20 protein-coding genes and 1 pseudogene are annotated in these 24,336 nt (G+C 38.5%); 12 read left to right on the top strand and 9 right to left on the bottom strand.

What is annotated here, in order from left to right; all coding sequences use genetic code 11:
* Positions 1–4: 4 nt before the first annotated feature.
* Positions 5–295 (top strand): permease of phosphate ABC transporter, encoded by a 291-nt coding sequence (locus tag P9Q65_RS01340; RefSeq protein WP_304507284.1) that lies wholly within the window; start codon positions 5–7, stop codon positions 293–295.
* Between the two features lie 267 nt (positions 296–562).
* Entirely contained in the window at positions 563–2,074 is a 1,512-nt protein-coding gene (locus P9Q65_RS01345) for a glutamate synthase-related protein (protein WP_304507285.1), read from the top strand.
* Between the two features lie 141 nt (positions 2,075–2,215).
* Here the strand turns inward: P9Q65_RS01345 and P9Q65_RS01350 are convergent, their stop codons facing one another.
* Entirely contained in the window at positions 2,216–3,463 is a 1,248-nt protein-coding gene (locus P9Q65_RS01350; RefSeq protein ID WP_304507286.1) for a glycerate kinase type-2 family protein, read from the bottom strand.
* Between the two features lie 724 nt (positions 3,464–4,187).
* On the opposite strand from P9Q65_RS01350, the gene P9Q65_RS01355 reads away from it, so the two are divergent.
* The 7 genes from P9Q65_RS01355 to P9Q65_RS01385 all read left to right on the top strand — a co-directional run bounded on the left by P9Q65_RS01355 (position 4,188) and on the right by P9Q65_RS01385 (position 14,082).
* On the top strand, positions 4,188–4,688 hold the full coding sequence (locus P9Q65_RS01355) for a prolyl-tRNA synthetase associated domain-containing protein (protein ID WP_304507287.1): 501 nt from the start codon (positions 4,188–4,190) through the stop codon (positions 4,686–4,688).
* A 183-nt stretch (positions 4,689–4,871) separates the two neighbouring features.
* Entirely contained in the window at positions 4,872–6,302 is a 1,431-nt protein-coding gene (gene miaB, locus P9Q65_RS01360) for a tRNA (N6-isopentenyl adenosine(37)-C2)-methylthiotransferase MiaB (protein WP_330695110.1), read from the top strand.
* Positions 6,303–6,312: 10 nt separating this feature from the next.
* A complete protein-coding gene (locus tag P9Q65_RS01365) occupies positions 6,313–6,714 on the top strand; it encodes a YlbF family regulator (protein ID WP_304507288.1) in 402 nt (133 codons plus the stop codon).
* 248 nt (positions 6,715–6,962) lie between these two features.
* The gene (gene mutS, locus P9Q65_RS01370; RefSeq protein ID WP_304507289.1) at positions 6,963–9,584 is read left to right on the top strand and encodes a DNA mismatch repair protein MutS; all 2,622 of its coding nucleotides are present in this window, start codon (positions 6,963–6,965) and stop codon (positions 9,582–9,584) included.
* Positions 9,585–9,601: 17 nt separating this feature from the next.
* Positions 9,602–11,515 carry a DNA mismatch repair endonuclease MutL gene (gene mutL, locus P9Q65_RS01375; RefSeq protein WP_304507290.1) on the top strand — a complete coding sequence of 638 codons (1,914 nt, stop codon included), beginning with the start codon at positions 9,602–9,604 and terminating at the stop codon, positions 11,513–11,515.
* Positions 11,516–11,526: 11 nt separating this feature from the next.
* Positions 11,527–12,468, top strand: a complete 942-nt coding sequence (miaA, locus tag P9Q65_RS01380) for a tRNA (adenosine(37)-N6)-dimethylallyltransferase MiaA (protein ID WP_304507291.1) — start codon at positions 11,527–11,529, stop codon at positions 12,466–12,468.
* 57 nt (positions 12,469–12,525) lie between these two features.
* The gene (locus P9Q65_RS01385; protein ID WP_304507292.1) at positions 12,526–14,082 is read left to right on the top strand and encodes a D-alanyl-D-alanine carboxypeptidase family protein; all 1,557 of its coding nucleotides are present in this window, start codon (positions 12,526–12,528) and stop codon (positions 14,080–14,082) included.
* Positions 14,083–14,189: 107 nt separating this feature from the next.
* Here the strand turns inward: P9Q65_RS01385 and P9Q65_RS01390 are convergent, their stop codons facing one another.
* The gene (locus tag P9Q65_RS01390; protein ID WP_304507293.1) at positions 14,190–15,074 is read right to left on the bottom strand and encodes a DegV family protein; all 885 of its coding nucleotides are present in this window, start codon (positions 15,072–15,074) and stop codon (positions 14,190–14,192) included.
* A 139-nt stretch (positions 15,075–15,213) separates the two neighbouring features.
* Between P9Q65_RS01390 and P9Q65_RS01395 the strand changes: the two genes are divergently transcribed.
* Positions 15,214–17,400 (top strand): DNA topoisomerase III, encoded by a 2,187-nt coding sequence (locus tag P9Q65_RS01395; protein ID WP_304507294.1) that lies wholly within the window; start codon positions 15,214–15,216, stop codon positions 17,398–17,400.
* A 6-nt stretch (positions 17,401–17,406) separates the two neighbouring features.
* On the top strand, positions 17,407–18,684 hold the full coding sequence (locus tag P9Q65_RS01400; protein WP_304507295.1) for a methionine gamma-lyase family protein: 1,278 nt from the start codon (positions 17,407–17,409) through the stop codon (positions 18,682–18,684).
* A gap of 71 nt (positions 18,685–18,755) precedes the next feature.
* On the opposite strand, the gene P9Q65_RS01405 is transcribed toward P9Q65_RS01400, so the two are convergent.
* On the bottom strand, positions 18,756–19,307 hold the full coding sequence (locus P9Q65_RS01405) for a permease (RefSeq protein ID WP_304507296.1): 552 nt from the start codon (positions 19,305–19,307) through the stop codon (positions 18,756–18,758).
* A gap of 84 nt (positions 19,308–19,391) precedes the next feature.
* On the opposite strand from P9Q65_RS01405, the gene P9Q65_RS13235 reads away from it, so the two are divergent.
* Positions 19,392–19,667, top strand: coding sequence for a hypothetical protein (locus tag P9Q65_RS13235; protein ID WP_330695114.1), 276 nt, complete (start codon positions 19,392–19,394; stop codon positions 19,665–19,667).
* A 253-nt stretch (positions 19,668–19,920) separates the two neighbouring features.
* On the opposite strand, the gene P9Q65_RS01415 is transcribed toward P9Q65_RS13235, so the two are convergent.
* From P9Q65_RS01415 to P9Q65_RS01440, 6 genes and pseudogenes are all read right to left on the bottom strand, one after another.
* Positions 19,921–20,367: a MarR family winged helix-turn-helix transcriptional regulator gene (locus P9Q65_RS01415; RefSeq protein WP_304507298.1), complete on the bottom strand. Its 447-nt coding sequence runs from the start codon at positions 20,365–20,367 to the stop codon at positions 19,921–19,923.
* 352 nt (positions 20,368–20,719) lie between these two features.
* The gene (locus P9Q65_RS01420) at positions 20,720–21,220 is read right to left on the bottom strand and encodes a VOC family protein (RefSeq protein ID WP_304507299.1); all 501 of its coding nucleotides are present in this window, start codon (positions 21,218–21,220) and stop codon (positions 20,720–20,722) included.
* A 22-nt stretch (positions 21,221–21,242) separates the two neighbouring features.
* Entirely contained in the window at positions 21,243–22,409 is a 1,167-nt protein-coding gene (locus P9Q65_RS01425; RefSeq protein ID WP_304507300.1) for a UxaA family hydrolase, read from the bottom strand.
* Positions 22,406–22,693 carry a UxaA family hydrolase gene (locus P9Q65_RS01430; protein WP_304507301.1) on the bottom strand — a complete coding sequence of 96 codons (288 nt, stop codon included), beginning with the start codon at positions 22,691–22,693 and terminating at the stop codon, positions 22,406–22,408. Before P9Q65_RS01430 ends, P9Q65_RS01425 begins: the two co-directional genes overlap by 4 nt.
* Before the next feature lie 242 nt (positions 22,694–22,935).
* Positions 22,936–24,036, bottom strand: coding sequence for a tyrosine-type recombinase/integrase (locus tag P9Q65_RS01435; RefSeq protein ID WP_304507302.1), 1,101 nt, complete (start codon positions 24,034–24,036; stop codon positions 22,936–22,938).
* A gap of 49 nt (positions 24,037–24,085) precedes the next feature.
* Positions 24,086–24,336, bottom strand: a pseudogene (locus tag P9Q65_RS01440) (hypothetical protein); the annotation flags it as partial.

Raw genomic sequence — 24,336 nt, forward strand, 5'->3', positions numbered from 1 at the left:
TACAATGAAGAAAATAAAAGATTTTTTAGACAGCTACATTGTTGAATTTGATTGGAAGGATATTAGCATTTTTAAGCTTTGTCTTACGGCTTTTGGTATGATGATTGGAGTTTCCTTACCAAGAGGAAAGAAGAAGCCGGTTTTGGCAATTTGCGGCGCAATATTTGTTATCACTACCATTCTATTATTGGCCAGATTATTTGGAGTGGAATGTCCGTTTTGTAGAGATGAATGGGAAGATGAAGATGAGGACGAAAAGGGCTTTGTCATGAGAATTACGGCAGAAGATGAATAATGGCAAAAAGACTGTGGGCGCTAAACATTTTAGACTCACAGTCTAATTTTTTTGATTATTAAGTTATACACATCTATGATTTAACTTCAGTGCGTGATGGAAATGTCAAGGCGAGTAGCATATCTTACATGTTACTTTAATAATTTTATTTGTTTAAATATGATTATATTCCTGTACAAAATATAAAAAAGTGGTAAAATTTTACTATAACCGTAAGTTGTTCATTTCTATGTTATCTAAAATATATATAAAGAAAGGGTGTTTTGTATGTCATATTCTCCAACGTTGTCATCTGGTTTTACTACAGGGAGAAATTCCAGTCGATTTATATCACCAATTTCCGGAATGTGTTCTTTGTGTTCATCAGATTGTAATGGAACTTGTGAAATTGCTTTGGCTGCTGTTCTAGGGGCTAGAACTGTTTATCCTATTACCACAGGCAGTAATCAAATTGCCAGTGAAAAAAACTACCCAGTTGACTATTCTCATTTTAACATCAATGGAAGGGTTTTTGGTGCAGAGGGGACTGAAAAGTCGGTGGAGGAGCTGACCGTCTTTGATGTAAATTTAAATACGGAGTATGGCGCAAAGAACAAAGTAAAAATGACACTTCCCGTTATTTTGCCGGCATTAATAAAATTAAATTGGAAAGATTACTTTGGTGGTGCGGCAATGGCAGGGGTGAGTTGTGTTATTGGCGAGGATGCCAGAAATAACGATCCCAACCTAGTGATGTGCAATGGGAAAATTACTGAATTTCCCCTTCTGAAAGAAATTATGGATAGCTATGCTCCTTTTTATCGTGGCTATGGTCAACTGATTTTGCAATGTAATGCAGATGATAACCTCTTGGGGGTGCCTGAGATAGCAATCAAGAAATATGGTTATAAGGCAATGGAAATTAAGTTCGGACAAGGCGCAAAAGGTGTGCAGCCGTTAAAACGACTGAAAAATTATGAGATGGCTTTGGAAAAACAGGCTCAGGGGTGTGTTGTTTATCCTGATCCGTTGAATCCCAAGATAAAAGAGGCTCATGAAAATGCCGTATGTCCCAGCTTTTATTCCTGTGGAAGATTTCCTGATTGGACAGAGGAAAATATAAAAATACATATCGAAAATTTAAGGGAAATGGGTGCTGAAAATATTTATTTCAAAATGGCTGGCTATGACGAGGCGGATGTAGAACGGGTACTTAGAATGGCTTGTGCTAATGAAGTGGATATGGTTACCTTTGATGGTGCAGGGGGCGGATCCGGATATAGCCCGTCTAAAATGATGAATGAATGGTCATATCCTACAATTGTTCTTGAAAAGAAGGTTGTTGAAATTTGCAAGAAACTTAAAAAAGAGGGATTGTTTTTGCCGGCAATTTCCATAACCGGTGGATTTGCCAGCGAGGATCAGGTATTTAAGGCTCTTGCTCTTGGCGAGGGATATATTACTTCAGTGGGCTTATGCAGAGCGGCAATGGCAGCAGCCATGACAGGACAAAGCATTGGAGAGAAAATAAAGGCTGGGAAGGTTCCAGAACAGTTTCAAAGCTTTGGTACGACTGTCGAGGAAATATTTAGTGATTTACCTGATTTATGTGCAATCTACGGAAAACAGGCAGAGCGTTTTTCCACAGGCGCCATTGGTGTTTTTTCTTATCTCAATAAAATTGGTTTTGGTGTTCAACACTTTGCGGCATTAAACAGAAAATTTGATATCTCCCTTCTTAATTGTGATGATCTGATTCCGTTGACAATAGAAGGGGAGAAGATATTACAATATAAATAATCAATATTCAAACGTTTTATGGTAAATTAATAAAAGTATTATTTAAAAAAAGAGGCTTGCATATTGCAAGTCTCTTTTTTTAATCACTTGACTTGACAATTCAAGCAATATAAATTCAAGAACTTAGTTTTACAACATTTTTTATTTGCATAAAAGGAAATACAGATCATTTACATTGGTTCCCGTGGGACCCGTAATCACTAAAGCATCGGCAATAGACAAAGCGTGATTGGAGTTGTTTTCCAACATAATATCATCAATGGAAATGCCTGTCTTTTGTATCATTTCTTTTGTAGCACCATCAACCAAGCCACCTGCTGCATCAGTGGGGCCATCTGTGCCATCGGAACCCACTGCTCCAATCACAATATTCTTCATTCCTGAAATGGATGCAGCAGCGGATAAGGCCACTTCTTGATTTCTCCCACCTGTTCCCTTTCCTGTAATTTTCACAACGGTTTCACCGCCGCAAATCACAGCGCAAGGAGGTTTTAAGGGCAAACCCTCTTGCTGAATTGTTTTGCCAATGGAAGCCAAAAGACGGCCTGCTTCTTTTGCCTCACAGTCTACAAAGGTGGATAAAATCAGGGGCGTATATCCCAAAGCTTTCGCTTCTGTTGCCGCTGAGAAGCAAAGCTCTTTTACGCTTCCGGTAATAAGCATAGTATTATTTGAAACATCTTTAGGTGTTTCTATAGAAAGTTGCTTTTTCATTTCTTCTGTAAGGCTTAGCCCATATTTTTCAACGGTTGCAAAGGCTTCTTCGCAGGTGGAAAGATCTGAACAGGTAGGGCCTGACGCAATGGAATCAGGTCTGTCACCTAAAATATCGCTTAAGGCAATGGTATAAACATGGGCAGGAGCACATAGTGTGGCGAATTTACCGCCCTTTACACTAGAAAGATGTTTACGGATTGTATTGATTTCTACAATATCTGCACCGCATTTTAGCAATTGATCTGTGATTTGTAAAAAGTCATTTAATCCCAAATTACCTGCGGGTTTCTCAAACAAAGCAGATCCGCCACCCGAAACTAAAAAAACAACTGTATCTTCTGGGGCTAGATGGGAAACGGCTTGTATTATTTTTTCTGTTCCCGCTATGGTGTTATCATCGGGAAGGGGATGAGAGGCTTCTAAAACAGTAAAACCACTGATATCACCTTGTGAATGATGATACTTGGTAAGTACAATTCCGTTACTAATGCGGTCACCAAGAATTTCGGCGGCAGCGTTTGCCATATTCCAAGCGGCTTTTCCAATGGCAATTACAATAACCTTACCGGCAAATATTTTTCCTTCTAAAGCTCGTTTTACTGCAACATCTGGAAGAACACTTTGTATTGAAGTTTGAATAATTTTTTGAGCATCCTCTTTGATTGTTCCCATTATAACACCTCTTTCGTCCTAATTAGTTTTATTATATCATAGTTTTGTTATTTCATAAAAAAAAAGAGCCAAACTGGCTCTTTTAAAGGGGAGGGTATGTATTACTATGTTATTTGCTTTATCCTTGCTTCTCTTTAGGATGATTCTATAATAAAGTAGGTTTATGAATTGGGTATGTAGGGAATATGAACATTTTGTAAACATTTCAAAAAAATATAAATACAATAGAAATTCAGTGTTTATAAGAGCTTTGTTCCTAAGAAAGCATTGAATATATCCCCATGCAAAATGACGGGGTTTTTCTGTTCCTTTACTTTTTCTTTTAAATCGTTAAGACATTGATAGTATGGGAGTTTATCACTTTCTTGTGTTGAAATATGATGAGAAATAATTTCATTATTGAATGTTGCCCATATATAAGCCCATTCATATAAAACATTATTTTGCCACATCCTAGTCATATCAGATACTACGATTTCTAAAGGTCTTTTAGCTTCTAATTACCACTTACTACATTTGCAAAAACTGTGCTTTTTGTTCCTTTGTTTGTTTTTTTGTATGGAAAAGATTTTATTTATATGGAATTTTTCTCTAATTCACAATCTTTTTTCGCTTTTATCAAGCAGGAGTATATTTAATTTAGAAAAGTTTTTCCATAATTTTGCCCATTAATTTTTCTTTTTATGGTATCATAGCATTAATTGTAAAAGAAAGAGGGGGTATCATGTACGGTAAGGAAGAAGTCAGAAAATTATTAGATACAAAAGGCATTACCTATGAATGGATAGACCATGAAGCGGCATACACCATTGATGATATGATTCGCATGGGGTTTGACAAAAATTTAGATGTTGCAAAAAATCTTTTTTTACGTGACGGAAAAGGTACCAATCATTACATTGTTGTGGTGCGCTCCGATAAAAAAGTGGATTTAAAAGCCTTTGGAAAGGCGTTTCATTTGACGAGACTTTCTTTTGCATCTGAAGAACGTTTGGAAAAACATTTGGGACTAAAAAAGGGAGCGGTAACCCCATTGGGGATTCTTAATGATGGGGAAAAAAGGGTAAAGGTTTATTTTGATCGGGACTTTACAGCTATGAGCAGAATAGCCGTTCATCCAAATGATAATACTGCCTCTGTTTATTTGTCAGTAAAAGATCTTTTTGACATCATAAAAGAACACGGAAATGCAATGGAAGTGGTAGAAATACCAAAGGGAATTTGAAAATGATATTTTCTTGGTGTTGCTTATTTATTTGGTAATTTCCCGTATAGATAGATAATTTAGAATCGGATTAAAAATTTCTGACGTAATTGTAATAAGAAAAAATTCGTTGAGCCAATTGTATTTCTATGTTATACTAAAAAATAGTGGGCTTGCCCAAAATTGCATTGAAAGGAAAGAGCCATGAGGGATACAAAAAAAGAGATCGCTGTGGATGAATCAGAATTGTCACGGCAGTTAGAATATATGCATATTATTCGTGAGAAAAACGATATGTTTGAGCATGAAACAGGAAAAAAGAAGAAATTCTACAGTCTGGCTATGGGATGTCAGATGAATGCCCATGACTCGGAAAAGCTGGAAGGAATGCTGGACGAGATGGGATATGAGCGAACAGAGGAAGAAACGGAAGCTGATTTTGTGATCTATAACACTTGTTGTGTTCGTGAAAATGCAGAGCAAAAAGTATATGGAAAATTAGGCTGGTTAAAGCATTATAAAAAGGATAAGCCGGATACTGTGATTGCATTATGCGGTTGTATGATGCAGCAGGATAGTGTTTTACAAACGTTACGAAAAAAATATCGCCATGTGGATATTGTTTTTGGCACATACAATCTCTATAAATTGCCTGAACTAATGAATACACGCATGGAAAGTGGCGAAACTATTTATGATATTTGGCAGGAACATGAAGAGATTGTGGAGGATTTGCCAAGTATCCGACATTTTCATTATAAAGCTTCTGTAAATATTATGTTTGGCTGCAATAATTTTTGCACTTACTGCATTGTGCCCTATGTACGGGGGAGAGAACGCAGCCGTATGCCGGAGGATATTTTAGACGAAGTGAAAAATCTGGCAGCTGATGGTGTAAAAGAGATCGTGCTGTTAGGTCAGAACGTAAACTCCTATGGTAAAAATTTGGACGAGCCTGTTAGCTTCGCAAAACTCTTACGTATGATTAATGAGATTGAGGGGATCGAGCGCATTCGTTTTATGACCTCTCATCCCAAGGATTTATCAGATGAATTAATTGAAACAATGAAAGATTGTGATAAGGTTTGCAAAAGCCTGCATCTTCCTGTGCAATCGGGTAGTAGTGAAATTTTACGTCGCATGAACCGTAATTATACAAAGGAATCTTATTTGGAAACGGTAAGAAAAGTAAAAGAGGCTATGCCTGGGATTACGTTAAGCACGGATATAATCGTTGGATTTCCAGGGGAAACAGAAGAAGATTTTCAGGAAACCTTAGATGTAATCCGTAAGGTAGGATACTCTACGGCATATACCTTTATTTACTCCAAACGCACAGGAACACCAGCAGCCACCATGGAGAATCAGGTGGAAGAAAACGTGATCAAAGACCGTTTTGATCGTATGTTGAATGTTTTAAATCCTATGATTCATGAGTTAAATGAAAAAATGGTGGGGAAAGAGGTTATGGTTTTGGCTGAAGAAATCAGTAAACATAACGAAAATGTATTGACCGGAAGGGCAGACAATAATGCGCTGGTACATTTTGAAGGCAATAAAGATTTCATCGGGAAATTAGTGCCCGTTAGGATCATTGAGAATAAAACTTTTTATTTTATTGCAGAAAGGATTTAAGGTGAATAACATGACATCTGTTTATGAATTAGCAAGAAACTTAGGCGAAGAATTAAAGAAAACTCCTCAGGTTGAGGCCCTTATGGAAGCAAAAAAGGCTTATGAAGAAAGCCCTGAAATTTCTGCGGCAGTGGAAGAATATACAAAACTGCATCAGGATTTTGAAGCAAAAATGCAACAGGGTGGCATTTCTGCAGAAGAACAGAAAGCATTCTCTGAAGATATGGCAAAAAGAGGGGAAGAAATCAGAAACAACAAAATTGCAGCCGATTTGTTTGCAGCTGAAATGAATTTTAATAATTTTGTAAACTCTGTATTTACAATCATTACCTCTACTTTGACAGGTGAAGAGCCAGCTGAGAACGGATGCAGCCCCAGCGCATGCGCATCTTGCGGCGGCGGATGCCACTGATCAATTGAACGAGCGTTGAAAAAATGCCCGAGCTCCCTTGCGGGGTTCGGGTTTTTACATAAGTTAACAAACGAAATAGTTTGATGAGGGTTTAGTTTGAACAATATGAAAAAATTTAAATACGAAAAATCTGCTTTCAATAAAGCTTAAAATATAAGAATAAATACTTAAATTGCTATTTTATTTCAAGATGAAAACAAGCAATCCGTATAAGTATATTGGTGGATTATATAAAGGGAGGAACGATCATGGCAAAAATTACGCCTATGATGCAGCAATACTTTGAGATAAAAGAAAACTATAAGCATTGTCTGCTTTTTTTTCGTTTGGGTGATTTTTATGAGATGTTTTTTGAAGATGCAATGATCGCTTCGAGAGAGTTGGAGATTACCCTGACGGGAAAAGACTGGGGTCAGGAGGAACGGGCGCCTATGTGTGGGGTACCCTTTCATTCGGCAGATGGATATATTGCCAGACTTGTGGAAAAGGGCTATAAGGTTGCCATTTGTGAACAGGTAGAAGACCCGAAAATGGCAAAGGGCATTGTAAAACGCGATGTTGTTCGGATTGTCACACCGGGGACGGTTTTAGATCATGCTGTTTTAGATGAGCGTAAAAATAATTATATTCTTGCCATATACAGTAGCCAAGCCGGGTATGGTATTGCCGTTTGTGATGTAAGCACAGGAGAGTTCCAAACAACGGAGTTTACCAGTATTCAAGCGGCAAGCAAAATTATAGATGAAATTGCCCGTTTTTCTCCTGCGGAAGTTATTTGCAATGAATTGTTTTTGGGTAATCCTTTGGCGAAAGAAATAAAAGAAAAATTTTATTACTTTTTAAATGACATTGATAACCGTATGTTTGATTTTGCCACGGCAAAGGACACCATCTTAAAGCATTTTCAATTAAAAACGTTGGATGGATTCGGTTTAAATAAAAAACCAATGGCAGTGGCAGCAGCGGGAGGATTATTGTGGTATCTTTTAGAGACACAGAAAAATGATCTAAACCATATTTCTTCGGTAAAATATTATACGGCGGGCGATTTTATGTTGTTGGATGTTTCCAGCCGAAGAAATCTGGAACTTACGGAAACCATGCGAGAAAAAAGCCGAAAGGGTTCTTTGTTATGGGTTTTGGACAAAACGCAAACGGCCATGGGGGCAAGACTACTTAGAAAATGGGTAGAGCAGCCTTTGCTTTCTGCGGTGGAAATTCAAAAAAGACTGGACGGCGTGGAAGAACTTTGTACTGACTTATTCCTTAGGGAAGAAATAAAGGATATTTTGCGCTCTATGTATGATTTTGAGCGGATTATGGGACGTGTCATTTATCAAAGTGCAAATGCAAGGGATTTGGCGGCTCTGAAAAATTCTATTGAGAATCTTCCCTTACTGAAAAATATTTTAGCAAGATGTAAAAGCCCATATCTGACGGAGCTTTGTGATAAACTTGATCCATTGGAAAATATCCATGAATTAATTGAGCAGGCAATTGTTGATGATCCTCCTTTTTCTGTTCGAGAGGGCGGTATGATTAAACAAGGCTTCCATGGAGATTTAGATACCTATATGCAAGCCAAAGAAAAGGGTACCCTCTGGATACAGCAGATGGAGGAAGAGGAAAGAGAAAAAACAAACATCAAAAACTTGAAGGTGCGTTATAACAAAGTTTTTGGATACTATATTGAGGTCACCAAATCAAATATTAAGGATGTTCCTGAAGGGTATATTCGCAAACAAACCCTTGCCAATTGTGAAAGGTATATCACACCTGAATTAAATGAATTGGCAGAATTGATACTGGGGGCAGAAGAAAAGATTGTAACTGCGGAGTATGAGATTTTTACGGAAATTCGTGAAGCAGTTGCTGCGGAAGTTGAGCGGATTCAATATTGTGCCTATATTGTAGCAGTGGTAGACGTATTGCAGTCTTTTGCCGAAGTTGCCCAGAGTATGAATTACGTTAAGCCTTTGGTAGACGAGGGAGATATGATTTCTGTTACTGCCGGACGTCATCCCGTTGTAGAGAAGATGATGCAAGGGCAGTTTATTCCCAACGATGTTTATTTGGATCAAGAAGAAACCAGACTGGCAATTATTACAGGGCCGAATATGGCAGGAAAATCTACTTATATGCGTCAGACAGCTTTAATTGTATTAATGGCACAGATCGGTAGCTTTGTACCCGCTGAAGCGGCACATATTGGGATTGTGGACAGAATTTTTACAAGAGTTGGGGCTTCTGATGATTTGAGTGCCGGACAAAGTACGTTTATGGTAGAGATGTCCGAAGTTGCCAATATTTTAAATAACGCTTCATCAAAAAGTCTTTTGATTTTGGATGAAATAGGAAGAGGAACCAGTACTTTTGATGGTTTAAGCATTGCTTGGGCAGTATTGGAGTACATAGCGGATGTCAAACAAATTGGAGCAAAAACTCTCTTTGCAACCCACTATCATGAGCTCTCGGAACTTGAGGGGAAACTTTCAGGTGTAAAGAATTATTGTATTGATGTTCAGGAGATGGGGGAAGATATTATTTTCCTTCGTAAAATTAAGCGTGGCGGCGCAGACCATAGCTATGGGGTTCAAGTTGCAAGGTTAGCAGGTCTTCCCCTAAAGGTGATTCGCCGTAGCGGTCAGATTTTAAATCAGCTGAATGCTGCTGATATTACGAAAAAAGCGAAAAAAATTGCTGTGGAATCCAAAGAAAATGCGGAAGAAGCGGCAAAGCAGATAGATATGTTCTCTTTAAAGGAGAATCAGATGATAGATGAAATTTCCAAGCTGGATGTCATGTCAATGACTCCTATCGAAGCGCTGCAAACCCTTTTTGAATTACAAAAGAAGGCAAAAGGGCTGTAAAGGAAAGGAGGATTTCCTTGCAAAGTATTAAAATACTTGATACAAAAACAATTAATAAAATTGCTGCGGGCGAAGTAGTGGAATCTCCTAAATCCGTTGTAAAAGAACTGGTGGAGAATGCCATTGATGCAGGGGCGACCTCGGTAACCGTAGAAATCAAAGAAGGCGGCATTTCTTATATCCGTGTGACAGATAACGGAGGAGGTATTCCCAAAGAGCAGGTGAAAACGGCTTTTTTACGCCATGCTACCAGTAAAATGAGTGAAATTGAAGATTTGGAGCATATTTTTACCCTTGGTTTTCGTGGTGAAGCGTTAGCCAGCATTGCTGGAGTTTCACAGGTAGAGATGATGACAAAAACCAGGGAGGAAGAGATCGGTACGTTGATTGAAATTAGCGGTGGGGAAATTAAAACGATACAAGATGCCTCTTGTATGGAGGGAACTACCGTTACCGTAAAGAATTTGTTTTACAACGTTCCCGCTAGGCGAAAGTTTTTGAAAAAGCCCGCTACGGAAAGCGGTTATGTCTCTGATCTGATGAACAAATTAGCATTGGGACATCCTGAAGTTTCTTTGCGATACATAAATAATGATACAACCATGTTACATACAGCGGGAAATGGAGATTTAAAGGCTTCCGTTTTTTATGTTTACGGAAAAGAAGCCTCAAATTCTATGGTTCCGTTGTGTTACAAAAATGGAGAGTATTCTCTTTCCGGTTTAATTGGCAAGCCGGAACTTTCCAGGGGAAATCGTAATTATGAAAATTTGTTTATCAACGGAAGGTTTATCAAAAACAAGGTTGTTGCAACTGCGGTGGAGCATGCCTATAAAACTCGTTTGTTAATTGGTAAATTTCCAGTATTTGTTTTGAATTTAGAAGTGGCTCCCAGCCAGGTGGATGTAAATGTACATCCTGCGAAGTTGGAAGTACGTTTTAAGAATGACGATGAAGTTTATGACTTTTTTTATCGAGGGATTTGTAAGGCCTTAGAGGAACAGGTGTTGATTCCTCAAGTAAACTGGGATAAGAAAACAAATGAAAAAAATATTGAAAAAAGCCCAGTTGTTGAGCAGCAAAAAATTGAGGAATTGCCTTCTTACCAAGAGGTAATGGAGAATTCTTTTTCTGAGAATTCAAGCTCTTCTCCCAGTGTGGGAAAAACGGTAGATCAGCTGTTAAATAGGAAGACAGTTTCCCAAAATCAAGTTCGTCAAAGCGCAGAGCCTTTTTTGATTGAACCTACGGTGGCTGAAGAAAAGACGCTAAATACTGAAGTGGATGGGAAGATTAACGAAATCAAAGAGGTAAAAGAAGAGGCGTCAATGCCAAAAGCAGATCCATTTTTTAAGCAATATAAAATCATTGGTCAAATTTTTCAGACCTATTGGATGATAGAGCAAGGAGATTGCTTATATTTGATAGACCAACATGCTGCACATGAGCGCATATTGTATGAAGAATTGATGAGTCGTTTTAAAGAGGAACAGGTGATTTCTCAAAAGCTATTGGTACCCCAAATGTTGAATCTGACCCCTGTTGAGGTTGAAGTTTTAAAAGAAAATAGGAGTCTTTTAGAAGACTTTGGATTTGAATTTGAAGTATTCACCGGCAATCAATATGCTTTAAAGTCAGTACCTTATTTATTGAAAGAACCAAGCGGCGTAGGGTTTTTTACAGAGATTTTGGACAGCCTGTCGGAGCAGAAAATACGCTCTGTATATGATATGAAACTTTTAGCTGTGGCGACAATGGCATGCAAGGCTGCGGTAAAGGGCCACGATCGCCTAAGCTTTCAGGAGGCGGAGGCCATGATTGGACGGCTGTTGAAGTTGGAAAATCCATTTACCTGCCCCCATGGGCGCCCTACGATTATTGAAATGACGAAATATGAACTAGAAAAGAAATTTAAAAGAATTCAAAACTAAAGGGTGGTAGGATGAAAAAACCTTTTGTAATTATTGGAGGGCCCACTGCATGTGGAAAAACAGCTCTGTCCATTGAACTGGCAAAAAGGATTAACGGTGAAGTAATCTCCGCTGATTCTATGCAGGTGTACCGCTTTATGGATATTGGTACTGCCAAGGTGACAGAAGAAGAAAAGCAGGGAATACCCCATTATTTGGTGGACGAGCTATATCCTGATGAAGAATATAATGTTATGATCTTTCAGCAAAAAGCAAAGGCGTATATGAAACAAATTTGGGAAAATGGGAAAATTCCTATTTTGGTTGGAGGTACGGGATTTTATATTAATGCCTTGCTGTATGATAATGATTTTACGGAAACGGAAAATGATACATCTTTTCGCCAAGCTTGCTATGCCCAGGCGGAAAATGAGGGAGCGGAGAGTTTGTTTGCCAGGTTGAAAGAGGTTGATCCTGAATATGCCCAGACCATTCACGCAAACAATGTAAAACGTGTTGCCCGTGCCTTAGAATATCACTTTTTAACGGGCGAAAAGTTTTCCTCACATAATGCAGAGCAAAAGCAAAAGGAAAGCCCATACAATGCCGCAGTTATCATTTTAACCATGGAGCGGGAAAGGTTATATCAGCGCATTGAATATAGGGTGGATTTGATGATGGAGCAAGGCTTATTGGCGGAAGTGAAAGGTCTTTTGGATAGGGGATACTCCCCTGATTTGGTGTCCATGCAGGGGTTAGGCTACAAGGAGTTTATTCCTTATTTTGAGGGGAAGGGTTCTTTGGAAGAGGCTGTGGATGCATTGAAAAAAGGTACCCGGCATTTTGCAAAGCGTCAGCTCACTTGGTTTCGACGACAGGTTGATGGCTTGTGGGTAGATTTATCCAAGGCTGACTTTGATATGGCAATGACGGATATTTTAAATTATTTGAATGAGAAAAATATATTAAAGTGACAAAGAAATGCAATGTACGAAAAACTATTTTGAAAAGAAAAAGGAAGGATAAGCGGAATGAAAAAGCAATTTTGCAAAAAAATCGTCTTATTACTAGCGATGACCTTATCTTTGGGAGTTGCTGGATGTGGCAAGGATGAAGAACCCTTACCTGAAAATACAGCGGGAGCAGAAAACACAGAGAATACAGCACAGGATGCCCAACCCCTTGTGACCACTGAGGGGGAGGAAACACCTCTATTGCAAGCAGCTTTTATTCAGGCAGATAACGCACCCGATGTTTCTGCAAAAACGGCAATATTGGTTGAAAAGTCAACAGGGACAATACTTTTCGAAAAAAATGCAAAAGATAAAATGTATCCGGCAAGTATGACAAAAATGATAACAGCTCTTGTGACCATGGATTATTTTAAACCTGATGAATTAATTACCGTTGGTAGCGAAATAAATGAGGTGTCTCTTGATTCCAGCAAGGCTGGACATATTGTGGGAGAGACGATCACCGTTAAAAATTTGATTCGTGGGTTAATTATTCCTTCTGGAAATGATTCAGCCAATGTTTTGGCGGCAGCCGTTGCAAAAAAAGTGAAAAACAATGATAACCTAACCTTTTCGGAAAGTCAGGAAATTTTTGCCGGACTTATGAATGAAAAGGCAAAGGAATTAGGTGCAGTAAATACACATTTTACCAATGCTCACGGGTATCACAATGAAAACCATTATAGCTGCGCCTATGACATGGCATTATTTGCCCGTGCATATCTAGAAAATAGCACGTTAGCAGAGATTGCAAATGAAAAAAGCTTCTCAGGCAATGGTGCTGATAATATGTTTGCCCAAAGCGAGAGTATGAAAACGCAAGATTATGTATGGAGAAGCCATAACCTTTTGATTACTGATAATGAATATAATTATAGCTATGCTTCAGGTATCAAAACCGGTTTTACGGATGAAGCAGGGGATTGTGTATCGGCAGCAGCTGAAAAGGATGGAGAAACTTTAATTTCCATTATTTTCGATTCTCCTGATCCGGGACGTTGGCAGGATGCAAAAAGTTTGTTTGAATTTGGTTTTAATCAATATGAAAAGGTTGAATTGGGTAAGACAGCTGATGTTGTGGAAGCAGTCCCTTTAACCAAGCATAATCGTTTAGAAGGGGATACCCTTGATGTTGTATTTAATCAAGATGTTTTGACGTATCTGCCAACAGGTACATCGGATAAAGTTTCAAAGAACATTGCTTATGACGAAAATTATTTGGCTGAAAGCAAGGATGATGTGTTAAAATTAAAGGCTCCTATTGCGAAAGATGCAAAAATAGGAACAGTAACCTATCAAGTTGATGGAAAAACAGTTTTAACAGAGAATGTTTACGCAGGTCGTGAAGTATCCAAGGGAACCATTTGGAGTAATATAAAGTACTTCTTTAAAAACTTTACTTCCATTGTTTTTTCTAAGAAGGGCTTAATTGGTTTAGCAATCATTGTTGTTGTAGCTGTTCTCCTTTTTATCCTTTTCCGTATTTTTGGTGGACGAAGAAGAAGGCCATCCAGAGGTTATTCTTTCCGACAACCTGTTTCACGTAAAGTGAAAAGAAGACGAAGAAGATTTTGATTAAGGTTTAGTTTTTTTAGAAGCTATAGATTAACGAAAAAAAGCTGGTATCTGTTTTGATTGATACCGGCTTTTTTATGTATTTTAATAGAATAAGTAGAGAAAAATCAAACAAACTCGTGTTTTTTGATATAGCAGATTCCAATTGCTGTGGGGCCGGCATGGGTTCCGATGGTGATACCCACTTGTGCCAAAGGCGGGTTAATTAGTTCAAAACCTTCAGCCTTAAGTTCATTTGCCAATTCTTCTGTTGCCGGTTTTCTTTCTTTTTCAGCATAAAGCAAAAGTAACCGATACTGCTCTTTTTGATCTCCTATTTCTTGGCGTGTCATGTCCATAATGGTACGAAGGGCTTTTTTGTGGCCCCTTACTTTACTCTCAGGGAAGAGTTCTCCATACTGAGCAACGATAATTGGTTTGATATTTAAAATAGTACCGGCCAAAGCGGCGGCTTTGCCAATTCTTCCGCCTTTTTGTAAATGTTCCAAAGAATCTACAGTAAAGTTTATTTTAGTGGTTTCCTTTAGAATGTTGATTTTCTCCAATTGCTGATCTAAGGTATAGCCTTCATCTCGCATTCGTATGACTTCCCAAACCAATAAACCTTGGATTCCTGTAACATTTCTGGAATCTAAAACTTCGATTCGTGCTTCCGGATAAGATTCAGACAAAATATTTTTTGCATTGACTGCACTTTGAAAGGAACCACTGAAATTTGAGGTTAGACACAGGCAAAGAATATCTTTTCCTGCTTTTAAATGTGGTTCAAAAACATCTAAATAGTCTTGTATGGTGGGTTGAGATGTTTTTGGAAAGACAGAACTTTCGTTTATTCTATCGTAAAACTCGTTGGGAGTTAATTCGTAAATTTCTTTATAATAATTTTCCCCATCAAAGGAAACAAAAAAAGGAACAATCCCCAAGCCCGCTTTTTCAATATATTCCGGCGCAATATCGCAAGAGCTATCGGAAATGATTTGATATGTTCGCATAGAGTACCTCCGTGATAATGTAATTGCACACAAGTTATTTTATTCTAAAACAAATTTTGTTTTATGTCAATAAAGCAAAGGTTTGCCTTTCTTGGGCAAGGGTGGTATACTTTGGAAAGGCAAAAAAGGAGGTGGGCAAATGGGCAGAGTTTTAGTAATAGCGGAGAAGCCCTCGGTGGCACGAGACATAGGAAAAACACTGGGAGTAACGCAAAAAGGCGATGGGTGCTTGTTGGGCGAGAAATATGTGATTTCATGGGCCATCGGGCATCTTGTAACTTTGGCGGAGCCGGAAGAATACGATGAAAAGTTGAAAAAATGGAGCTTTGCTTCTTTACCTATCCTACCGGAAAAAATGGAACTAAAAGCAATAAAGGCTACCCGTTCCCAGCTGAAGATATTGCATAAATGGATGAACGATAAAGAGGTAGAATCCATTGTGTGCGCCACGGATAGTGGGCGAGAAGGGGAATTGATTTTTCGTTATATTTATGAAATAACGAAATGTAAAAAGCCTTTTCAGCGTCTATGGATTTCCAGTATGACAGAACAGGCAATCAAAGAGGGATTTGCAGCTTTAAAAGAGGGTTCTGAATATGATTTACTATATCATTCGGCAAAGTGTCGTTCCCAGGCGGATTGGCTGGTTGGTATGAATGCCACCAGAGCTTATACATTGCGTTATAATGTTCTTTTAAGCATCGGACGGGTACAAACCCCTACTTTAGCCTTAATTGTAGAAAAGCAAAGGGAAATAGACGCTTTTGTATCAAAGGATTATTTTGAAGTACAGGCAGATTTTGGAGAATTTTATGGCTTTTGGATTAATGAGGATGGGCAGACGAAAATAGAAGAAGAAGAAAAGGCAAAAGAGATTGCCCAAAAGGTAAAGGGCCAGAATGCCTTGGTAAATAAGGTGGAAAAGGAAGAAAAGAGAATTCTTCCACCTCTTCTTTATGATTTAACGGAGCTTCAACGGGAATGTAATAAAAAATTTGGGTATTCTGCGAAGAAGACCTTAGATCTTGCCCAAGGGTTATATGAAAAAAGAAAGATGATTACTTACCCAAGAACAGACAGCCGATATCTAAGCGAAGATATGAAGGCAAAAGTGCAAAGTACCATGAAGCGCCTAGGAGGAACTGAAACTTTTAATAGTTTTGCGGAACCTATTTTAACGGAAGGAAAACTTTCTTTTTCCAAACGTATTATCGACAATACAAAGGTGACAGACCACCATGCTATCATCCCTACAGATGTACGTCCAAATCTGAATAGTTTGACTGGGGAGGAGAAAAATGTTTTTCTTTTGGTAGCGGCCAGATTTATCAGCGTATTTTATCCCAATTACCGTTATGAGGTAACAAAAGTTTATTTAGACTGTCAGGACGAGGGATTTTTATCCAAAGGAACCGTTGTTTTGGATGAGGGGTGGCAAGGGGTAGAAAACAAACTAATCCCTGTTAAGGCAAAGAAGACAAAATCTAACGATGAGCAAAAACTTCCGCCCTTAGCAGAGGGAGAAATCTATCCCACATTAGAGGCAAAGGTATTAAAGAAAAAAACAACGCCGCCAAAGCCTTATACAGAAAGCAGTTTGCTTTCGGCTATGGAAAATGCCGGACGGTTTGTTGAAGATGAACTGCTGAAAGAGCAAATGAAAGACGGAGGCTTAGGCACGCCTGCAACACGAGCGGCGATCATTGAGCGTTTGTTAGCGGTGGGCTATATTACAAGAAAAGGAAAAACGTTAATTCCTACGGAAAAGGGGAAGGGCTTGATTCAGGTTGTTCCAGAGGCATTGCGTTCTCCCCAAACAACAGGAAAATGGGAAAAGGGACTTTCCTCCATTGCAAAGGGAAAAATGGAGGAGCAGCGTTTTATGGAAAGCATTAAAAGATATGTTTCTTTTCTTGTTGAAGATGCTGCCCGAAGAAAAACAGATGTGGTTTTTCCGGAAGAAGTTAAAAAAGGTACAAGAAAAAGAGGGAAGGCCTTGGGAAAGTGTCCTGTTTGTAAGGATGGGGATGTGCTGGAGAATAGCAAGGCGTATTTTTGTTCAAAATGGAAAGCGGGTTGCAAATTTACCGTATGGAAAGATAGCCTTACTCCCTATGGAATTGATTTAACAAATAAAATGATTCAAATGCTATTAAAAGAGGGAAAGATCCTTGATGTACGTTTAACGCTACCCCAAACAGGAGAAAAGGGAAAAGCCACTATGATTTTTTCCAGTGATGGAAAAGGACGAGTGGAGCTTATGGATTTTACCAGAGATGAAAATACACAGGGGGAGGATTCCCCGCAAACAATTGAAGGAGAGTAGAAATAAATGAGCAGTATGTACCAAGTATTAGGCATTGCCCCAGAAGTTGAGAAATTTTGTGAGAAAGTTTTGGTAGATTTAAAAGAAAGGTTTCAAAGCATTGATTCCATTGCAGAATATAATCAGTGCAAAGTGATCGGAGCAATGCAAAAAAAGCGGGTAGATGCCACTTGCTTTGCAGGTAGTACCGGTTATGGGTATAACGATGCAGGGAGAGATACTTTGGAGAGGGTCTATGCAGCTTGCTTCCAAACAGAGGCAGCCTTGGTTCGCCCCCAAATTACTTGTGGCACCCATGCCCTTGCAATAGCCCTTTCTGCAAATTTGCTGCCAGGAGATGAACTCCTTGCACCGGCGGGAAAACCCTATGATACTTTGGAAGAGGTGATAGGGATTCGTCAATCTCCCTGTTCATTAAAGGAATATGGTGTAAGTTACCGTCAGGTGGATTTATTAGAGGATGGATCTTTTGATTATGAAAATATTCGTAAGGCAATTACCGAAAAAACAAAAGTGGTAACCATTCAGCGTTCCAAGGGGTACCAAATGCGCCCTACTTTTTCGGTGGAGAAAATCGGACAATTAATTGGTTTTGTGAAGGAAGTAAAACCAGATGTGATTTGTATGGTTGATAACTGTTATGGTGAATTTGTGGAAAAAACGGAACCTTCCAACGTGGGTGCGGACATGATTGTAGGATCTTTGATTAAAAACCCCGGTGGCGGGTTGGCTCCCATTGGCGGGTATATTTGCGGCACACAGGCTTGCGTTGATCGTTGCGCTTACCGTTTAAGTGCGCCGGGATTGGGACAAGAAGTTGGTGCCAGCTTAGATGTTATGCGTTCGTTATATCAAGGATTTTTTCTTTCTCCCAATGTGGTGGCAGGGGCGTTAAAGGGCGCCATTTTTGCTGCAAACGTATATGAAAAATTAGGCTTTCCTGTTATTCCAAACGGTACAGAGTCTCGCCATGATATTATTCAGGCTGTGGAATTGGGAAGTGCAGAAGGAGTCATTGCATTTTGTGAGGGAATCCAGGCTGCTGCTCCTGTAGACAGCTATGTAAAACCTGAGCCATATGCTATGCCCGGTTATAATTGTGATGTTATTATGGCGGCAGGGGCGTTTGTACAGGGTTCTTCCATTGAGTTAAGTGCAGATGGGCCTATTCGCCCTCCTTATTCCGTATATTTCCAAGGGGGATTGACTTGGTATCATGCAAAATTTGGTATCATGATGTCATTGCAGAAGTTATATGAAAAAAACTTGGTGAACTTAAAATAAGTAATCTTTTCTATAAATTCATTATAAAAAGAGAGACATTCCATTTTTATGTGGATGTCTCTTTTTGTATCTTATAAAGTATCAAGGTTTTCTGCCTGTAGATATACTTTTTCAATTTCTTTTTTGGATAGTAAACGATTGAGCAAAAATGCAATCAAAATAATACCGGGAATGTCTATTGCAAGGCGTGTAAGGGCAAATTTCATCCCCATATAGGTCATCTCGAACATCAGCATAGGAACCTTTGTAGTTGACCATGCACCAATAAAAATCATTAGATTGGTAAATTTTACGCCCTTTTTCATAAAAACTGCTGCAACAGGAAATGCGCCGTAGAGGGGGCCTGCAGCAAAAGACCCAATGATAAAGGCAAGGAAAATACCCATAATTCCAGAATTTTCGCCCATATATTTCACCATGGTTTCCCGAGGAACCCATACATCCAGTAAACCCAGTAATATAAAGATAGGAGGGATGATAAGAAGCATTTGTGTAAGCTGAAAAACGGAGAGGCTTGCGCTTTTTATCCCAATCTCAGGTTTAAATATAGTTAGTATCCCAAGAGCTGATAAATTGAAGATGAATAAACGATACTTTTTGAGTGTTTTTAAATATTTTTCCATTATGACGCCACCACCAAACTAATAATAAAAGCAACAAAGAATGAGAAAATAAAAGCTAGCATATTTCGTAAAAGAGTAAGCTTTTTGCCAAAGAAATTCATCTCCATGGGTATTGTGACAATACCTACCATGGTAAGAGAGGAGATGAATGCACCAATTTGCATGAATCCGGCACCTGCATCAAGTAACATTGCGGCAGTGGGAAAAGCGACAAATGGCGGAATTAACGTAATTGCACCAACAAGCCCTGATAAAATTACTCCAATCCAGCCTGAATTTTTGCCAATTAATTGGGATATGACATCCGTATTAACGACAGTAAGCAAAACGCTGATTAGCAAAACAACTGCTAATAATTGAGGCAGAAGATTTTCGAAAGATTTCCAGGCCTTTTTTAAAGCAGCCTTCGTTTTTTTCTTGTCTTTGAGAAAAGAAATAAAAAAAGCAATGAATGCTAGAATATAAAATAAATAGGTTTGAATGTCCATAAGCAATCTCCATCTACAAATTTTTATTGGATTAAATAGGGCAATTTAAGGATTCACATACAAATTGTTATATTGAAATATGCAGAAGGTATACAAATTTTGCCCTAAAATAACGGTTTTTCGGTTCAGTTTTTATCCGTATCTGTGGTTTTTTCAATTTCATCTATAATGCGGGAGAGATATTGGCGCAAGTGATTCTTTTCTTCTTCATTTAAGCAGTCAAAAACTTTAACACCCTCTCGAATGTTTGTGTCCATAAATTTGGCCGCCTTTTTTCCCTCAGGGGTTAAAAAAATACGCATTGCTCTGCGATCTTTTTCATCGGGGGTTCGAATAATGAAGTCGTTGCGTTCCAGCTTCATAATCACTTCGCCCATTGACTGGGGTCGAATATCCAACAATTCTGACAACTCTTTTTGATGTATGCCGGGGTGATTATATAATAAGGTTAAAACTCGCCCTTGGCCTCGAAATGATTCTTTTTGGTTGAAACAATTTTTTTGGTGATGCTGATGGTGCATTAATCGACTGACTCGAAAAAACTGATCCATCAATGTTAAATTATCTTCCATAAGAAGCTCCTTTCTAAGAATATCGCAAATTAGTTATTGGTAACCACATTATAAAGGTACCTTACTAATATGTCAATGTATATTTTAGTATTTTTTAAATAAATGATAAATCTTGAAAAGTGTGTTTAAAATATAAGGGTTAAGTGTTAGGTGCGTGTAATCTTATCTAGTGGAAGATGTAAGAATTTATTGTGCAGCAAAGAAAAAAATGACTGGATGGATTAGTGTTATAACGATTGGAAGAACGAAATTTGAAATGAATCAATAAACAGGATTTTCAGTTAAATTCATAAGAAGGGCGGGTGCTAAGCATATTCCGCCCTTGTATGAAATTGAGGATGTAAATGGAGTTTTATGAATCTGTTTTTGAAAAAGAAGCTAGAGGTTCCTTCAATAATTTTTCTACTAATTTTAAAGGAATATCCATTCTCACTGCAATTTCAGCTTTTGTAAGACCTGCATTTAAAAACCGGAGACAAACGGATTTTAAATTTTCCCCAACTTCAATAATATGTTTATCAGGATCGTAAAAACGAACCACTCTTTGTCCCCATCTATGCTCAATCATAGGGTGCACAAAATGAATATCCGACAGAGAGTTAAGTTTTTGTATAAAGGAATCAAAGTTGTTCTCTTCAAAATATAGTTCCGTTGCTTTATTCCCAAATACAATTTCCTCATTTTTTGCTTGGATGAATTCAAGCCAGGTTTCTTTGGTTTGTAAAGCAATTCCCCCTGTCAGCGTTACATTTGCACCAAAATCCATGATAACCCTCAGTCCTAATACTTCTTTGTAAAACTGTTTTGATTTTTGGAGATCAGAAACAACCAGCAATGGATTTTTAAATTTCATTGGAGTACCTCCTTAAAAAATATCAAAATGTAAAGCCGATTCGATAGATACCAAATTCTTTATGACCCAATTTTTCTGCTTTTGTTTGTTCTCCGTTTGCAACGGAAATCATTTTTTTAAAAATCTCTTCTCCAAGGTCGTCAAGGGTGCATTCGCCTTGGATTACTTTACCGCCGTTAATATCTATATTTTCTTCCATGGTTTGAAAAGTTTGGGGATTTCCTGTGATTTTAATCACGGGAGCAATAGGGCATCCTGTTGGCGTTCCTCGACCGGTGGTGAAAACGATCAGCTGAGCACCTCCAGCTACCATGCCTGTAATAGAATCAATGTCTTCTCCCGGTGTATCCATAAAGTAAAGCCCCAGCTTTGCAGGAGGAACAGCTTGACCATATTCCAATGCACCCATAAAAGGAGCCGAATGTCCTGCTTTATGCATACAACCTAATGATTTTTCTTCAATGGTGCTAAGACCACCCTGGATATTTCCGGGAGTTGGCTGTGAGCCCCGTAAATCTTCGCCGACAGCCAAGGCTCTTTTTTCCACATTAGAAACCATAGTTAAAAATTTTCCTCGTTCCTCTGCATCTGGGAATCTTTCAGCTAAAATATGCTCTGCACCGATTACTTCTGTGGTTTCACTTAAAATACTGCTGCCACCAAGGGAAACGAGGCGATCCGATGCAATACCAATACCTGGGTTTGCAACGATACCGCTGGTAGGATCACTGCCGCCACATTCCATGCCAAGGGTTAAGTGTGATATAGGGAAGGGAACTCTGTTTGCTGAAGAAAGGATTTTCGCAAATTTTTCGGCTATTATTATTCCTTGTGTTACGGTTTTCGTTGTACCACCGCAAGCTTGAATGGTAATAAATTCTACAGGCTTTCCTGTTTTTTTAATTTCTTCGGCAACTTGAGACGGTTGGATGCCTTCACAGCCTAGCCCTACCACCAAAACCGCCCCAACATTGGGATTGCAGCCAAATCCCGTAAGCGTCCGTATTGTCTGTCTAAAATCAGCCCCCATCTGACAGCAGCCGTGTTGGTGGGGTAGGGAAACAGCGCCAGTAACTTTTTGGGCAATGCGATTTGAGACTTCTACTGCACAAACAGAGGCAGGAATAATTAAAAGGTGGTTTCGTATTCCATAGGTACCGTTTTCTCGTTGATAACCCATAAGCTTCATTTAGCATCCCCCTCTCTATCGCCACGGCCTCGGGTACTTTCAATATTATGCACATGGACATAGTCTCCTCTGCAAATCCTTTGGGTGGCAAGACCAATGATTTGCCCATACTTTAAAATGGGGCCGTGAACTGGAATGTCAGTCAAAGCTATTTTATGGAATTGAGGAATATCCTCATTTGCAATTAATTGCAGGTCTTTCAAATCAAAAACTTCTCCTGTTGCTACGGGTCTTAGACAGGTGGCGACGTTATCTTTTTCATGAATTTTCAGAATAGGGTTCATTATGTCCTCCTCTTTTGTATAAAATTTCGTTTTGTTTCCCTTTGGATTGAAGCAAAAATCTGGGAACGCCGTTATAAGGAATAAATATAAAGGGGTTTTCCAAGCCTTGCTTTATTACAAAAAATAATTACAACACAAGACTATTGATTCAAACCAAAAAATGTTATAATATCATCATATCTCACTATGCTTAATTATTCCCTCTAAAATCAACACTTTTTGGGCTGTTCGTCAAAAAATCGTCAAAATATTTTATCTATTTTTTCCGCAGCCTTGCGCATCATTTCGTCCGTAACATGCGAGTAAACTTTCATAGTCATTTCTACATCATGTCCCAAGATTGAAGCGGCAGTTTTAAAATCAACACCGTTCGCAATAAGATTTGTGGCATAGGTATGACGCAGCATATGAACCCCTACATAAAAACCTATCTCTTTTGATATTTTAGCAAAGCTGTTTGATACCACATTGTTTTTGAACGGAAAAACTCGGTTGTCAATTCCTATTACATTAAAAATTGTCTTATATTCAAGCAATTCATCTATGACGTTTTTTGAAATAGGAACAATCCTTTTGCTATTTTTCTTTTTTAGTGTACCAAACCCTTCCGTCCCATCATCCAAAAGTTTCCATTGACGTACCACATTAACCTGTCTATTTCTAAAATCAATATTATCCCAAGTTAGCCCCAGTAATTCTCCACGACGCAACCCTGTACCGAGGGCAAAAGAACATAAATAATAATACTTTAAGGTTGTCTGTTTCGATTTTAGTGCTTCAAGAAGTTTTGAGATTTCATTCTTTTCGAGTGCTTTCGACGCTTTTTCTCCTTCGATATATTGCATTGGTGGAAACTTAATATCTTCCATTGGTAAAACAGATATAACTCTATGCGGCTTTACTGCTTGCCCAAGAATATACCTTATTGAAACTAAATGAATTTTTATAGTTAAGGTTTTCAATCTGCTTGAAACCATTTTGTCCACACATTTTTGAATGTCGGCATTTTTCAATTCTACTAATGGGATATTTTTTATTGCGCTAAACTTTTTCATTGCCGCTTTTCTTGCTTTTATTGTATTAGCTGATTTATACAACTTTTCATGTTCAATCAGATCGTCCGCAAATTTTCCAAAAGTGATACCCCTGTATTCAGGATCCGCTTTTTGGGTCAATTCATTTTCTTTCTTTAGTTCATTTAAGCGTTTTTCCGCTGCTTTCTTTGCGTCTTTTTTTAATGAAAATCCCTGTTTGCTCTTTTGTTTCCACTTCCTATCATCCTTATAGCTGATTATATATTGCCATCCTCCGTCTTTTTCTCTGTAAGTTATATTATAGTCCATGGTATCCCTCCTTTTGCCCTACCAAACGATAGGGCGTTTCTTTTTGCGTTTATAATTCATCTATATCCTGTTCCATTAGACGCTGTTGTTCTTCATCATCAGAATTGTCGTTCTGCGCAGCAACCGGGACTAGATGGATAGGTTTGGTTTCCTGTGTATATTTTTTGATAAGCGTTAGTTCTTCAACTCTTTTTATAGCTTCTATTCTTCCGGTTTTATTTAGTTTTTCGAACGGAAAAAGTATTTTTTCTACATCATCTGTCAATGCAAATATTTCACTTTGTTCGCAATTTTCCCAAC

Source organism: Anaerotignum sp. (assembly GCF_030625865.1).
Taxonomy (GTDB): domain Bacteria; phylum Bacillota; class Clostridia; order Lachnospirales; family Anaerotignaceae; genus Chakrabartyella.

Coding starts and splice junctions, on each gene's coding strand:
- P9Q65_RS01340 (WP_304507284.1), top strand. CDS start 5: ATGAAGAAAATAAAAGATTTTTTAGACAGCTACATTGTTGAATTTGAT.
- P9Q65_RS01345 (WP_304507285.1), top strand. CDS start 563: ATGTCATATTCTCCAACGTTGTCATCTGGTTTTACTACAGGGAGAAAT.
- P9Q65_RS01350 (WP_304507286.1), bottom strand. CDS start 3,463: ATGGGAACAATCAAAGAGGATGCTCAAAAAATTATTCAAACTTCAATA.
- P9Q65_RS01355 (WP_304507287.1), top strand. CDS start 4,188: ATGTACGGTAAGGAAGAAGTCAGAAAATTATTAGATACAAAAGGCATT.
- miaB (WP_330695110.1), top strand. CDS start 4,872: ATGAGGGATACAAAAAAAGAGATCGCTGTGGATGAATCAGAATTGTCA.
- P9Q65_RS01365 (WP_304507288.1), top strand. CDS start 6,313: ATGACATCTGTTTATGAATTAGCAAGAAACTTAGGCGAAGAATTAAAG.
- mutS (WP_304507289.1), top strand. CDS start 6,963: ATGGCAAAAATTACGCCTATGATGCAGCAATACTTTGAGATAAAAGAA.
- miaA (WP_304507291.1), top strand. CDS start 11,527: ATGAAAAAACCTTTTGTAATTATTGGAGGGCCCACTGCATGTGGAAAA.
- P9Q65_RS01385 (WP_304507292.1), top strand. CDS start 12,526: ATGAAAAAGCAATTTTGCAAAAAAATCGTCTTATTACTAGCGATGACC.
- P9Q65_RS01390 (WP_304507293.1), bottom strand. CDS start 15,074: ATGCGAACATATCAAATCATTTCCGATAGCTCTTGCGATATTGCGCCG.
- P9Q65_RS01395 (WP_304507294.1), top strand. CDS start 15,214: ATGGGCAGAGTTTTAGTAATAGCGGAGAAGCCCTCGGTGGCACGAGAC.
- P9Q65_RS01400 (WP_304507295.1), top strand. CDS start 17,407: ATGAGCAGTATGTACCAAGTATTAGGCATTGCCCCAGAAGTTGAGAAA.
- P9Q65_RS01405 (WP_304507296.1), bottom strand. CDS start 19,307: ATGGAAAAATATTTAAAAACACTCAAAAAGTATCGTTTATTCATCTTC.
- P9Q65_RS01415 (WP_304507298.1), bottom strand. CDS start 20,367: ATGGAAGATAATTTAACATTGATGGATCAGTTTTTTCGAGTCAGTCGA.
- P9Q65_RS01420 (WP_304507299.1), bottom strand. CDS start 21,220: ATGAAATTTAAAAATCCATTGCTGGTTGTTTCTGATCTCCAAAAATCA.
- P9Q65_RS01425 (WP_304507300.1), bottom strand. CDS start 22,409: ATGAAGCTTATGGGTTATCAACGAGAAAACGGTACCTATGGAATACGA.
- P9Q65_RS01430 (WP_304507301.1), bottom strand. CDS start 22,693: ATGAACCCTATTCTGAAAATTCATGAAAAAGATAACGTCGCCACCTGT.
- P9Q65_RS01435 (WP_304507302.1), bottom strand. CDS start 24,036: ATGGACTATAATATAACTTACAGAGAAAAAGACGGAGGATGGCAATAT.